13 protein-coding genes are annotated in these 12,494 nt (G+C 64.0%); 11 read left to right on the forward strand and 2 right to left on the reverse strand.

The genetic code is table 11. The features are described from left to right. From NKJ08_RS09980 to NKJ08_RS10010, 7 genes are all read left to right on the forward strand, one after another. Window positions 1–425 (forward strand): CoA transferase (locus NKJ08_RS09980; protein WP_352781687.1); only part of this gene is annotated, 425 nt, incomplete at its 5' end. 20 nt (window positions 426–445) lie between these two features. Beyond that, a complete protein-coding gene (locus NKJ08_RS09985; RefSeq protein WP_352781721.1) occupies window positions 446–1,588 on the forward strand; it encodes an extracellular solute-binding protein in 1,143 nt (380 codons plus the stop codon). Between the two features lie 22 nt (window positions 1,589–1,610). After that, window positions 1,611–2,798: an ABC transporter substrate-binding protein gene (locus NKJ08_RS09990; RefSeq protein WP_352776462.1), complete on the forward strand. Its 1,188-nt coding sequence runs from the start codon at window positions 1,611–1,613 to the stop codon at window positions 2,796–2,798. Between the two features lie 57 nt (window positions 2,799–2,855). Further along, window positions 2,856–3,593, forward strand: coding sequence for an ATP-binding cassette domain-containing protein (locus NKJ08_RS09995; RefSeq protein WP_352781688.1), 738 nt, complete (start codon window positions 2,856–2,858; stop codon window positions 3,591–3,593). Continuing rightward, window positions 3,586–4,329: an ATP-binding cassette domain-containing protein gene (locus tag NKJ08_RS10000; protein WP_352527160.1), complete on the forward strand. Its 744-nt coding sequence runs from the start codon at window positions 3,586–3,588 to the stop codon at window positions 4,327–4,329. The genes NKJ08_RS09995 and NKJ08_RS10000 overlap by 8 nt, the downstream gene beginning before the upstream one ends. Continuing rightward, window positions 4,326–5,276: an ABC transporter permease gene (locus tag NKJ08_RS10005; protein ID WP_352527159.1), complete on the forward strand. Its 951-nt coding sequence runs from the start codon at window positions 4,326–4,328 to the stop codon at window positions 5,274–5,276. The genes NKJ08_RS10000 and NKJ08_RS10005 overlap by 4 nt, the downstream gene beginning before the upstream one ends. A 5-nt stretch (window positions 5,277–5,281) precedes the next feature. Next, window positions 5,282–6,247, forward strand: a complete 966-nt coding sequence (locus NKJ08_RS10010) for an ABC transporter permease (RefSeq protein ID WP_352781689.1) — start codon at window positions 5,282–5,284, stop codon at window positions 6,245–6,247. A gap of 65 nt (window positions 6,248–6,312) precedes the next feature. Here the strand turns inward: NKJ08_RS10010 and NKJ08_RS10015 are convergent, their stop codons facing one another. Continuing rightward, window positions 6,313–7,149 (reverse strand): amidohydrolase family protein, encoded by an 837-nt coding sequence (locus NKJ08_RS10015; protein ID WP_352781690.1) that lies wholly within the window; start codon window positions 7,147–7,149, stop codon window positions 6,313–6,315. Between the two features lie 67 nt (window positions 7,150–7,216). After that, window positions 7,217–8,005: an IclR family transcriptional regulator gene (locus tag NKJ08_RS10020; RefSeq protein WP_023716659.1), complete on the reverse strand. Its 789-nt coding sequence runs from the start codon at window positions 8,003–8,005 to the stop codon at window positions 7,217–7,219. A gap of 159 nt (window positions 8,006–8,164) precedes the next feature. Between NKJ08_RS10020 and NKJ08_RS10025 the strand changes: the two genes are divergently transcribed. The 4 genes from NKJ08_RS10025 to NKJ08_RS10040 all read left to right on the forward strand — a co-directional run bounded on the left by NKJ08_RS10025 (window position 8,165) and on the right by NKJ08_RS10040 (window position 12,490). Next, on the forward strand, window positions 8,165–9,484 hold the full coding sequence (locus tag NKJ08_RS10025) for a type 2 periplasmic-binding domain-containing protein (protein WP_352781691.1): 1,320 nt from the start codon (window positions 8,165–8,167) through the stop codon (window positions 9,482–9,484). 141 nt (window positions 9,485–9,625) lie between these two features. Further along, window positions 9,626–10,522, forward strand: a complete 897-nt coding sequence (locus NKJ08_RS10030; RefSeq protein WP_352781692.1) for a carbohydrate ABC transporter permease — start codon at window positions 9,626–9,628, stop codon at window positions 10,520–10,522. Between the two features lie 2 nt (window positions 10,523–10,524). After that, the gene (locus tag NKJ08_RS10035; protein WP_352527154.1) at window positions 10,525–11,391 is read left to right on the forward strand and encodes a carbohydrate ABC transporter permease; all 867 of its coding nucleotides are present in this window, start codon (window positions 10,525–10,527) and stop codon (window positions 11,389–11,391) included. A gap of 1 nt (window position 11,392) precedes the next feature. After that, on the forward strand, window positions 11,393–12,490 hold the full coding sequence (locus NKJ08_RS10040) for an ABC transporter ATP-binding protein (RefSeq protein WP_352781693.1): 1,098 nt from the start codon (window positions 11,393–11,395) through the stop codon (window positions 12,488–12,490). Window positions 12,491–12,494: the final 4 nt, after the last annotated feature.

The following is a 12,494-nucleotide window of genomic DNA, read 5'->3' on the forward strand; positions in this document are numbered from 1 at the left end:
GCGGCTATCCGGCCAAGGCCGGCTATCTGGCGATCGCCATGACGCCGATCTCGAAACTCGCCGCCCTCCTGGGGCTCGAAGAGCTTGCGCCCTATCGCGACCAGCCGTCGACCTGGTTCACCGCCCGCGACGAGATCAAGGCGATCATCGCGCAAAAAATCGCGACGAAGACGGTCGATGAATGGCTTGCGATCCTCGAGCCCGCCGACATCTGGTGCGCCAAGGTTTTGACCTGGCCGGAGATGATGGCCAGCGAGGGCTTTCAGGTCCTCGACATGCTGCAGACGGTGACGCGCGAGGATGACGTTTCGATCCTCACCACGCGCTCGCCGCTCAGGGTCGACGGCATCCGCGCGAAGGTCGAGCGGGCTGCGCCACGCATCGGCGAGCACAGCGCGAAGATCCGCAAGGAGTTCGGGCTGTGAGCGAGGTGACGCTCAAAGGCATGACCTGGAGCCATCCGCGCGGCTACGACCCGATGGTCGCCTGTTCGGCACTGTGGAGGGAACGCACCGGCGTCGCCATCGAATGGGACAAGCGCTCGCTGCAGGATTTCGAATCCTTCCCGGTCGAGGAACTGGCCCGTGCCTATGATCTGATCGTCATCGATCATCCGCATGTCGGCCGGATCACCGCCGAGAATTGCCTGGCGCCGCTCGATGTCGCCGGCCGGGAAGCCGAACGTGCAGCACTTGCGGCGGGCAGCGTCGGCCAGTCCTATCCAAGCTACAATTGGCAAGGCAGGCAATGGGCGTTTCCGATAGACACAGCGAGCCAGGTGCAGGCGTGGCGGCCGGACATGCTTTCGGCTGCGCCGGCGAACTGGGCTGATGCGCTCGATCTCGCCCGGCAGGGCCGCGTGCTGTTGCCGCTCCGGCCGCCGCATTCGCTGATGGTGCTTTATACGCTTGCCGGCAGTCTCGGCCGGCCTGCCGGCGAAGGACCTGGCGACCATGTGGACCCGGCAACCGGCAAGCAGGTTTTCGAGATGATGCGCGAGATCGCGGCGCTCGTCGATCCGGCCTGCCTTGGCATGGACCCGATCGCCGTCTTGGAGCAAATGGCCGGATCGGCATCACGGATCGCCTGTGCGCCGCTGATCTATGGCTATGTCTCCTATGCCATCGCCGGATTCCGGCCCAACCGCGTGGCTTTCGCCGATATCCCTGCTGCGGGCAATGCCGGCCCGATCGGCTCGGCGCTCGGCGGGACCGGCATTGCCGTGTCGGCCTTTTCGAAGGCCAGGCAGGCGGCAATCGACTTCGCCTACTGGATCGCCAGCGGCGACGTGCAGCGCGGCCCCTACGCCTCGGCCGGCGGCCAGCCCGGCCCCGCCGCGGCCTGGGAGGATGCCGCCGTCAATGCCGCCACCGGCAAGTTCTACGTCGCCACGCGAGCCACGCTCGAAGGTGCCTGGGTCAGGCCGCGGCATGACGGCTACATGGCGTTCCAGCAGGCGGCGTCCGACCGCATCAATCTCGGCCTGAGCGAAAGGCACAATGCCGCTCGCGTCGTTGCCGATCTCAATCGCCTGTTTCGGGAGAGCTTTTCGACACAGGTGTCCGGCGTTGCCGGCGGAGGAGCCTGAAAACAACCGAACGGAGGAGAACATGAACAGCCTGATCCGCGGCCTTATGGCCGCAACCGCACTTGCTTCGGTCACGACAATAGCCTGCGCTCAAGACGTGTCGGGCGTGATTGCTGGATTGCCGACTGAACTGAAGGCGCAATATGACGGCGCGCCGCAGAAGGTGCTGCCATCGGCCTGGGACAATTTCACGCCGCCGCCAAAGCCGTGGAAATGGTGCCACTCCGAGTCCTATCAGGGCAATCCGTGGCGCGTCACCGTCACCAAGGAGCTGAAGCGGCTGGTCGACGGGCTGATCGCCGACGGCACCGTGGCGAGCTTCGAAGTGTCGGATTCCAACAACGACGCCAGTCAGCAGATCAACCAGATCCGCGCCTTCATCGACAAGAAATGCTCGATCATCACCTCGATCCCCGGCTCGGCGACGGCGCTGGACGATGCCATCGATGCCGCAGCCAAAGCCGGCATCCCCTTCCTCACGGCAGCTGGGTCGGTGACCAGCCCGAATGCCATCAATGTCGATTCCAACTATGCCCGCTGGGGCTACGACATGATGACGGCGATCGGCAAAGCTATGCCGGACGGCGGCAGCGTGCTTCTGGTCGAAGGCATCGCCGGTCATCCGATCGTCGTGCAGGAGCGCCAGGGCGGCGACAAGGCGCTGGCCGAGAACCCGAAGCTGACGGTGTCGCGCAGCGTCAACGGCAACTGGACGGCCAACGTCACCAAGACGGCGGTGCTGCAGGCGATCGCCACCAATCCGGCGCCGATCGATGCGGTGTGGACGACGGGCAGCGAAAGCCGCGTCGTCGCCGAGGCCTTTGCCGAGGCCGGCCGCCCTGCCCCGCTGATCACTGGCTCGATCACCGGCGATGCGCTCGGCTACTGGAAGGCCAATCCGGACAAATACCGCTTCGAAGGCCATGCGGTTCTGCCGCACTGGACAGCCGAGACGCTGTTTCGTGTTGGCGAGCGCATGCTGGATGGGCAGAAGCCGAAGCTCAACACGCTGCTGATTCCGATTCCGCCCGTGCACAATGCCGACCTCGGCGCATGGTACAAGGACTGCATGACGGCCGACGCCGTCTCGATCTTCCCGGTCCCGCCGAAGGATCCGATGCCGGAGGAATGGCTCGATGCCTATTTCGCCAATCCTGCACCGACCAAGGGCTGGGATTATTCGAAGGTGCCGGACGCCTGCGCAAAGTAAGACTTTACGAAGGCCGGCTCCGCTCGGGCGGCGCCGGCTCTTCCATCAGGATCGCTCATGCTGGAAGTCCAGGCCATCTCGAAGCGCTACGGCGAAACGGTTGCGCTGGCGAAAGCCTCCATCGCATTCCGCGCCGGCACGATCCACACCATCCTGGGCGAGAACGGTTCGGGCAAAAGTACCCTGGTCAAGCTGCTGTCGGGAATCGTGCAGCCGGACAGCGGCACAATCAGGCTCGAAGGCAAGCCGTTTGCCGGCTTCGGGCCGGCGGCCTTCCAGGCCGCCGGTTTCGCCACCGTGTTCCAGGAAGTGCTGATCGCGCCTGACCGTTCGGTGACGGACAACATCCTGCTCGGCCTCGACGGTTTGCTAACGCGCACCGTGCCGCGCGCGGAGCGGCGGCAACGCGCACAAGCGGTGCTGAAGCGCTTCGCGGTGACCGAGATCCCGCTCGACCAGTTGGCCGGGCAATTGCCGCTTGCCGTTCAGCAGCTTGTGGTGCTCGCCCGCGCCGTGGTTCGCAACCCGCGCATTCTCATTCTCGACGAGGTAACAGCGGCGCTCGACTTCGCCGATCGCGAGGCGGTTTTCGCCATGATGCGCAAGCTCGCTTCGGAAGGCTGCCTGATCCTGTTCATCACCCATCGCATGGACGAGGTGATGGCGCTTTCCGACCGGATTTCCGTGTTGCGCGGCGGCAGCGTCGTGACGACCGAGGAACGCGGCGTTTCCACCGCATCCGAGCTTCTCAAGGCGATGGCGCCACGCACCGCGGCGGAGCTGGCGCATGGCTGATCGCGCCACCCTTTCGGTGCGTGGCCTGGTGATCGCGCCGAGCGCAAGCCCGGTGACACAGACGATTGCGCCGGGCGAGATCGTCGGGCTGGCCGGCCTCGACGGCCACGGACAGGAGCGTTTCCTGAAAATACTAGCCGGGCTGGAACAGGCCGTCGCCGGCGAGGTGGTCGTCGAGGCACTCGAGGGACCCCGCGCCATCACCAGCTTCCGCAAGGCGGTCGCCAGCGGCATCGCCTATTTGCCACGCGACCGGCGCGCCACCGGCATCTTTCCGACCCAGTCGGTGCTCGATAATTTTGCCGTCTCGACACTGTCGCGCGACATGCGTTTCGGCCTGCTCAACTTCGCCGCACGGCGGCGGCGCTACGAGGCCTACCGCGAAAAACTCTCCATCGTCGCGCCACGGCCGGATGCCTCGATCACGACGCTTTCCGGCGGCAACCAGCAGAAGGTGCTGTTGGCCAGGGCACTGGCACTGGAGCCGGCGATCCTGCTCCTCAACGATCCGACACGCGGTGTCGACGTGGCGACGCGCCATGTCCTCTACGACGTGTTCCGCGGGCTGGCGGCGGACGGCATGGCTCTGGTCATCCTGTCGAGCGAGATCGAGGAGATCCTGCTGCTTTGCCATCGCGTGCTGGTGTTCCGCGAACAGCAGGTGGCGGCTGAAATCAGCGGTGAGGCGATGATCAGCGACGCCGTCATCGCTGCCATGTTCGGACGCGCGGCATGAGCGGGTTTCGACGCATGGCCGAGCGATGGCGCGGCGCCGGCTTTGCGACCGTGCTGCTGGTTATCCTGATCACGGTCAATCTGCTGCTCAATCCGGCGCGCTTCCATCCTTCCGCTTGGGGCGCGCTGATCGGGCTCGCCGCACCTCTGATCGGCGCAGCGCTCGCCTCGGCTCCAGTCATCCTAGCCGGGCGCGGCGGCGTCGACATTTCCGTCGGGCCGCTGATGGGGTTCGTCAATGCGATCGTGATCCAGGTGCTGTTTCTCAAGTTTGGAATGTCTTCGCCGCTGGTCATCGTGCCGGCAGCGCTTTTGATCGGCACGATCGTCGGCGCCGCCAACGGCTTCCTGGCGACCATCGTCCGCATCCAGCCGATCGTTGCGACGCTCGGCACCTATCTGATCCTCACCGGCACGACGCTGACCATCCTGCCGGCGCCGATCGGCCCGGCGCCGGGCTGGCTGAAGGCGATGGCCGGCCCCTGGTCGGCACTGCCGCTGGCGCTGATCTTCCTGTCCTGGTCGCTGGTTCGCCAGACGCCTTATTACGACCAGCTGATGGCAGTGGGCAGCGACGACCGCGCCGCCTACACCGCCGGCGTTCCAGTCACCAAAGTCCGTTTCATCGCCTATGTCATGACCGGCATTCTCGCCGCCTGCGCCGGCCTGATGCTGACCGCCCTGATCGGCTCGGCCGATCCCAACATCGGACCGACCTACACGCTGATCGCGATTGCCGCGGTGGCGCTCGGCGGCGTCAGCCTTGCCGGCGGACGCGGCGGGCTCGCCGGGGCCGCTATCGGCGCTATCGACATCTTCCTGCTGCAGAGCGTGCTGACCGCCTTCAACGTCTCCACCTATGTGCTGCAGATCGCCTATGGCGTCATTCTGGTTGTGGCCGTCATCATGACGGCGCTGCAGGAGCGGCTCTCGGGACGGAAAGGCTGAGAAGGATGCGCCAGACCTGGTTTCAGTCCACCAATGCCCGTGTCGCCGGCGCTTTTGCCGTCGCTGCCGCTTTGCACCTCCTTGGCACCTTGCTCATCCCGGGCTATTCGCAGCCGTTCGCCATCCGGGCGCTGTTGGTCATCGCCTCGCTGCTGGCCGTCGCATCGATCGGCCAGACCCTTGTCGTCATTCTGGGCGGCATCGATCTGTCGATCCCCTTCGTCATCGGCTTTGCCAATGTCGTCGCGGCACAGCTTTACGGCGCCGGCTGGAACTTTGCCCTGGTCTGCGCGGCCGTGGGCGTGCTCGCCATGCTGATCGGAGCGCTGAACGGCCTGATTTCGCGCGGGCTCGACATTTATCCGCTGATCGTCACGCTCGGCGTCGGCATGATCGTGCAAGGCGCCGTCCTGCTATGGACCGGCGGCTTTCCATCCGGATCGGCGCCTGCAGCAGTTTCCGCCTTCGTCTCGATCGGCGGTTCTATCGGGCCATTGCCGGTCCCTGGGCTGGTGCCATGCGTCGCGGTATTGACCTTGCTGGTGGCGCTGGTGTTGGCGCGCACACCCTATGGCCGCCGCCTCTATGCGCTCGGCAGCAACCCCGGCGCAGCGCCGCTGGCGCTGATCGATCCCGTCCGCATGTGGACGGTGACCTATGCCGCGAGCGCCTTTTTCGCCGCCACCGCCGGCGTGCTGCTGCTCGGCTTCACCGGCTCTGCCTATGGCGATGTCGGCCAGCCCTATCTGTTCCAGACCATCGCGGCGGTGGTGGTCGGCGGCGCCGCCCTTGTCGGCGGCCGCGGCAGCTATTTCGGCACCATTGCCGGCGTGCTGGTGCTGACGGAGATCAACACGCTGCTGATCGGCCTCGGCTTCCGGCCCTCGACTGTGCAGGCGGCACTTGGCCTGGTCATCGTGCTCTTGGTTTCGCTCTACGGCCGCGAGCGGCATGTGTCAGCGACGATCTGAGGCCGCCTATTCGTTTTAGCCGCATTTGTGCGACGCCAAGTGATCCCACTTGGCTGCAAAATGCTCTACAAACTCCACAGCCGCTTTGCATTGCCGGACAGCAGCTTTTGCCGTTCATCGTCGCTGGCGCCGCTAAGCAGCGCGTGCGTTGCCGCAACCCAGGTCGCAAGGCCGCCGCCAAGCGTGCAGACCGGCCAGTCGCTGCCCCAGACGACCCGATCCCAGCCGAACCATTCGATGGTGTGCTCGACATAGGGACGCAGCGTATCGATAGTCCAGGATCCGGCATCCGCATAGGCGACCACACCGGAAATCTTGCCGACGACGTTCGGGCGCCCTGCGATCTCCGCGATGTGCTCGCGCCACGGATGCTCGCCACCGCCCTTGATGTCCGGCACACCGCAATGGTCGAGCACGAACTGGACGTCCGGCGCGAGGTCGGCGAGTGCCGTCGCCTTGGGGATCTGGTGCGGCAGAACGACAAGGTCGAAGGTCAGGCCGGTGCCGGCAAGCCGCTTGATGTTTTCACGAAACAGCGCGCCCTCCGAGAGTTCATCCGACATGACGTGCAGCACACGCCGAAAGCCCTTGACGAAAGGATCGGCGCGCTGGCGCTCGAGATACGCGGCAAAGCCCGGCACTTCCGGACGGCAGGAGGCGATTGCACCGCGTAGCAGGCTGTCCTTCTGCTGCGACAGCGTTTTCACATGGCTGGTCTCGGCCTCGATATCGGCTGGATCGACATCGACCTCCATATGCAATGCGCCCTCTATGCCGGCCCGCCGGGCCTGGACTGCATATTCGTCATAGGAGAAATCGCGGTTGAGCGCCGGCACGCCGGAAAGCCAGGGGTAGCGCAGCGCCGACTGGTCGATGAGGTGCAGATGGGTGTCGAAGATCATGGCGGCGCTCTCCTCCTTGGCGGCTTCGAGATCATCTCACGGAGAAATTCTTCATTCAAATAAGAATTTACCTCGATTGCTTGACGGTCGACCCCGCCAGTTGGGATAGCTTTTCGGTCGCTGCCAGCAACAGCTCTATCGTCCTCGTGATATCGGGCGCCTTGGGTGCGTTGACCAGGGTTATGTAGGGGATCGACAGCGCGGCGATCGCCTTGCCGTCCGAGCCAAGAACGGGCGTCGACAGGTTGAACACGCCGGCGGTCTGCATCGACGCCATCATCTCGTAGCCGCGTTCCCGGATCTGGTCGAGGCGGGCAAAGAACTCCGGCGATTGAGGCGGCTTGTCGGTGCTGCGCAGATGTTCGGATATCATCATCTGCCGCTCTTCCGGCGGGCGGAACGCCAGCAGCACATGACCGGAGCCGGTGTCGAACAGGCTGATATGCGAGCCGACGCGAATGGAGATGCCCCAGTAATCCGGCGCCTCCTGCTGTGCGATCACCACGGCGGAGCCGCGATCGAAGACGACGAGCTGGTTTGCCTGCTGTGAGGTTTCTGCCAGCTCGCGCATCAGCGGCGTCGCATAGGAAACCAGCCGGCGCACCGGCGCGTGCAGCTGCGCCAGGCCAAACAGTTTGAGCGTCAGCGAATAACGGTCGCCATCGGGACGCGTGACGTAGCCGCGCCGCACCAGCCGATCCAGCATGCGGTAGAACTCATTGGGGCTGCGGTCGAGTTTCTTGGCGATTTCCGCCTGCGTCAGGCCGCCATCGACGCCAGCCAGCAGCTCGAGGATGTCGAGCCCCTTGTCCAACGCCGGGGCTCGATAACGGTCGTCTTCCTCGTCCTCTGCCATTGGGCCTCTCCAGTGAATTTTGCTTTTCATATACGCATAACAGCATTGCTTCCGAAAGAACTTTCGCTTGACGATTATGTAAATGTTTTGTTTGTATATGAATGAAGCTGCCGATCAGCCCTCGCTATGGATCGACGCAGACTCTTTGGGAGGATACCAATGACGAAACTGTTTTGCTGCCTGTCGGCCGGCGTAACGTTGCTCGCACTTGGTGCGAGTGCTGCCTTTGCTGCCGAACTGCCCGGCAAATTCGATGGCGTCACCATCGACGCCAAGCTGATCGGCGGTCAGCAATATGAAGGGCTCTACGCGCGCATCGGCGAGTGGGAAAAGCTGACCGGCGCCAAGGTCAACGTGATCTCGAAGAAGAACCACTTCGAACTCGACAAGGAAATCAAGTCGGACATCGCCTCCGGCAGCATCAACTGGTGCGTCGGCTCGAACCACTCATCCTTCGCGCCGCAATATCCTGATATCTACACCGATCTCAATGCGCTGCTGCCGAAGGAGGAGATCGACGCCTTCGTGCCGTCTACGATCAAGGCCTCGACGCTCGACGGAAAGCTGGTGATGCTGCCGCGCGCGCAGTTCGATGTCTCGGCGCTCTACTACCAGAAGAGCCTCTATCAGGACGAAGCCAAGAAGGCTGCCTACAAGGCCAAATACGGCAAGGAGCTGACCCCGCCCGACACCTGGGACGAGGTCGCCCAGCAGGCGGAATTCTTCGCCAGCCCGCCGGACTTTTACGGCACCCAGTTCGCCGGCAAGGAAGAGGCGATCAACGGGCGCTTCTACGAGATGCTCATTGCCGACGGCGGCGAGTATCTCGACAAGGACGGCAAGCCCGCCTTCAACTCGGAGGCCGGCGTGCACGCGCTCGACTGGTTCGTCAATCTCTACAAAGCCAAGGCGGTGCCGGCCGGCACCACCAACTATCTGTGGGACGATCTCGGCCAGGGCTTTGCCTCAGGCACCGTCGCGATCAACCTCGACTGGCCGGGCTGGGCCGGCTTCTTCAACGATCCAAAGTCGTCGAAGGTCGCCGGCAATGTCGGGGTGAAGGTGGCGCCGAAGGGATCGGCCGGCATTCGCACCGGCTGGTCGGGGCACCACGGATTTTCGGTCACCCAAAACTGCGCAAGCAAGGAAGCTGCGGCGTCGCTTGTCTGGTTCCTGACCAATGAGGACAGCCAGAAGCTTGAAGCAGCAGGCGGCCCGCTACCGACCCGCACGGCGGTATGGGACTGGGACATCCAGCAAGCGGCCAATGATCCTTACAAGAAGGAAGTGCTGGCGGCTTTCCAGGAAGAGGCAAAGCACGCTTTTGCCGTACCGCAGACACCTGAATGGATCGAAATCTCCAACGCCGTCTATCCCGAATTGCAGGCCGCCATTCTCGGCGACAAGACCTCCAAGCAGGCGCTGGACGACGCTGCCGCCAAGGCTACCCAGATACTCGAGGACGCCGGCAAGCTTTGACCATTCTCGCAAGGGGGCGCCGCGCTTATCGACGAGCGGCGCCCCGAACTTTTTCCGAACCATGCGCAACACTCTTTGTCTTGATCCCAGTTCGCCGATGGCGGCCTTCGGCGTCCGGGCACCAACCAGAACCGGATCGACATGAAAGGCTGGAGACCCTCGCCGCCATTGCTGCTCCTGCTGCCGGCGGTGATCGTTCTGGCGGCGGTAGTGGTGGTGCCGCTGCTGCTCTCGCTCTATTCCAGCTTCACGCCGTTCCGGCTGACCAAGCCGGAGACGTTCTGGGTTTTCATCGGCGCGCGTAACTACGTCACCATCCTGGCCAGCCGCGATTTCTGGATCGCCTTTGCCCGTACCGTGGTGCTGCTGACGGTGGCGCTCAACCTTGAAATGCTGATCGGGCTCGGGCTGGCGCTCCTGGTGGAAAAGGCATCGCGCGGACAGCGGATCCTGCGCACCATCATGATGTTCCCGATGATGTTTTCGCCGATCCTGGTCGGCTTCCAGTTCAAATTCATGTTCAACGACAATATCGGCCTGGTGAACAACGCCCTGCAGGCACTCGGCCTGACCGATCGCGCCATTCCGTGGCTGATCGACGGCAATCTCGCCTTCATCGCCATACTGACCGCGGAAATCTGGTCATCGACTTCGGTGTTCGCGATCCTCATCCTTGCCGGGCTGCTGGCGATGCCGCGCGAGCCGGTCGAGGCGGCCCGCGTCGACGGCTGCACGCCATGGCAGACATTCCGCTATGTCACCTGGCCGTTCATCATGCCGTTTGCTTTCATTGCCATGACCATCCGCTCGCTCGACGTGGCGCGCGCCTATGACATCGTCAAGATCATGACCGACGGCGGCCCCGCCGGCCGCACCGAGCTCGTCTGGACGCTCGTCGCCCGCACCGCCTACAGCGACGCCAGGATGGGGATGGCCAACGCCATGGCCTATTTCTCGATCCTGCTGTCGATCCTGTTCACCGTCTATTTCTACCGCAAGCTCGCCACGGCACGCACGCAGATCGCGGCTGAGTGGTGAGGATGGACCAGAACAGCCTGCATCGTCTCGGCAACAAGGCGCTTCGGATCGTCCATGGCGTCGGGCTGTTTCTGGCCATGCTGGTCATCTGCCTGCCCGGCATCTGGATCGTGCTGTCGTCGCTCAGGCCGACCGTCGAGATCATGGCCAAGCCGCCGGTGTGGATCCCGCGGGACCTCTCGCTCGACGCCTACGTCGCCATGTTCAGCGGCGTCGGCAAGGGCGGCATCCCGGTGCTCGACTATTTCCGCAATTCGCTGATCATCTCGGTGACCTCGACCGTCATCGCCATCGTCATCGGCATGGCCGGCGGCTACGCCTTTGCCCGCTACCGCTTCCGCGCCAAGTCGGCGATGTTCCTCGGGCTGATGCTGACGCGCACAGTGCCCGGCATCGCGCTGTCGCTGCCGCTGTTCTTCGTCTTTGCGCGGCTCGGCATCATCGACACGCATTTCGGGCTGATCCTCGTCTATGTCGCGCTCAACGTGCCCTTCACCGTCTGGCTGATCGACGGCTTTTTCCGCCAGGTGCCGAAAGACCTCGCCGAGGCCGCGCAGATCGACGGCTGCACGCGCTGGCAGGCCTTCTGGCAAGTCGAGTTTCCGCTCGCCGGGCCCGGCATCGCCTCGGCCGGCATCTTTGCCTTCCTCACCTCGTGGAACGAGTTCGCGCTGGCCTCGCAGCTGACGCGCTCGATCAACTCCAAGACATTGCCGGTCGGCCTGCTCGACTATACGGCCGAGTTCACCATCGACTGGCGCGGCATGTGTGCGCTGGCCGTGGTCATGATCATACCGGCGCTCACGCTTACCTTCATCGTCCAGAAACACCTCGTCGGCGGCCTCACCTCCGGCGCGGTGAAAGGCTGACATGGCAACAGTATCGCTGAAAAAACTCACCAAAAGCTATGGCCCGGTGGCGGTGGTGCACGGCATCGACCTCGAGGTCGCGGACCGCGAGTTCATCGCGCTGGTGGGACCGTCCGGCTGCGGCAAGTCGACAACCCTACGCATGATCGCCGGCCTCGAGGCGATCAGCGACGGGGTCATCGAGATCGGCGGCCGCAAGGTCAACGATCTGCCGCCGCGCTCGCGCAACATCTCGATGGTGTTCCAATCCTATGCGCTCTATCCGCACATGACCGTGCGCGAAAACCTCGGCTTCTCGCTGAAGATCGCGGGCGCCGCGAAAGAGGAAATGGACCGCCGCGTGGCCGAGGCGTCCGGCATTCTTGGCCTCGACCAATTGCTCGACCGCCGGCCGTCGCAGTTGTCGGGCGGACAGCGCCAGCGCGTCGCCATGGGCCGCGCCATCGTGCGCGATCCCGACGTCTTCCTGTTCGACGAACCGCTCTCCAACCTCGACGCCAAGCTTCGGACGCAGATGCGCACCGAGATCAAGAAGCTGCACGCCAAGGTCCAGTCGACGGTGATCTACGTCACCCATGACCAAGTCGAGGCGATGACGCTCGCCGACCGCATCGTCATCATGCGCGACGGCTTCATCGAGCAGGTCGGCACGCCCGACGAGGTCTTCCGCCGTCCGCAGACCCGTTTCGTGGCCGGCTTCATCGGCTCGCCGCCGATGAACCTGCATGAGGCGGTTGTCGACGACGGACAGCTGCTGTTCGCCAGCGGCGAGAGATTGCCTCTGCCCAGCCAATTCAAGGCCAATGTCGGAACCGGCGACAAGGTGGTGTTCGGCCTGAGGCCCGACGACATCTATCCGACCGGACACGGCATCAGCTCCGGCGAAGAGGTCGACGTCCACCAGGTGGAATTGCCGGTGACCGTCACCGAGCCGCTCGGCAACGAAACGCTGGTGTTCGCCGAATTCAACGGCGGCGACTGGGTATCGCGGATGCTCAATCCAAAGCCGCTCAAAGCCGGCGACTGGGTTAAGATGAGCCTGGACCTGTCGCAGGCCCATCTGTTTTCTGCCGAAACGGGCAAGACATTGCGAGGTTAACGTC

Origin of the sequence: Mesorhizobium sp. M0244 (assembly GCF_040321795.1) — a bacterium.
In the GTDB taxonomy this organism is placed as follows: Bacteria; Pseudomonadota; Alphaproteobacteria; order Rhizobiales; family Rhizobiaceae; genus Mesorhizobium.

Excerpts from the sequence above, each read along its gene's own strand:
- NKJ08_RS10035 (WP_352527154.1), top strand. The coding sequence starts at position 10,525 with ATGGACCAGAACAGCCTGCATCGTCTCGGCAACAAGGCGCTTCGGATC.
- NKJ08_RS10010 (WP_352781689.1), top strand. The coding sequence starts at position 5,282 with ATGCGCCAGACCTGGTTTCAGTCCACCAATGCCCGTGTCGCCGGCGCT.
- NKJ08_RS10030 (WP_352781692.1), top strand. The coding sequence starts at position 9,626 with ATGAAAGGCTGGAGACCCTCGCCGCCATTGCTGCTCCTGCTGCCGGCG.
- NKJ08_RS09995 (WP_352781688.1), top strand. The coding sequence starts at position 2,856 with ATGCTGGAAGTCCAGGCCATCTCGAAGCGCTACGGCGAAACGGTTGCG.
- NKJ08_RS10025 (WP_352781691.1), top strand. The coding sequence starts at position 8,165 with ATGACGAAACTGTTTTGCTGCCTGTCGGCCGGCGTAACGTTGCTCGCA.
- NKJ08_RS09985 (WP_352781721.1), top strand. The coding sequence starts at position 446 with ATGACCTGGAGCCATCCGCGCGGCTACGACCCGATGGTCGCCTGTTCG.
- NKJ08_RS10020 (WP_023716659.1), bottom strand. The coding sequence starts at position 8,005 with ATGGCAGAGGACGAGGAAGACGACCGTTATCGAGCCCCGGCGTTGGAC.
- NKJ08_RS10005 (WP_352527159.1), top strand. The coding sequence starts at position 4,326 with ATGAGCGGGTTTCGACGCATGGCCGAGCGATGGCGCGGCGCCGGCTTT.
- NKJ08_RS10015 (WP_352781690.1), bottom strand. The coding sequence starts at position 7,149 with ATGATCTTCGACACCCATCTGCACCTCATCGACCAGTCGGCGCTGCGC.
- NKJ08_RS10000 (WP_352527160.1), top strand. The coding sequence starts at position 3,586 with ATGGCTGATCGCGCCACCCTTTCGGTGCGTGGCCTGGTGATCGCGCCG.
- NKJ08_RS10040 (WP_352781693.1), top strand. The coding sequence starts at position 11,393 with ATGGCAACAGTATCGCTGAAAAAACTCACCAAAAGCTATGGCCCGGTG.
- NKJ08_RS09990 (WP_352776462.1), top strand. The coding sequence starts at position 1,611 with ATGAACAGCCTGATCCGCGGCCTTATGGCCGCAACCGCACTTGCTTCG.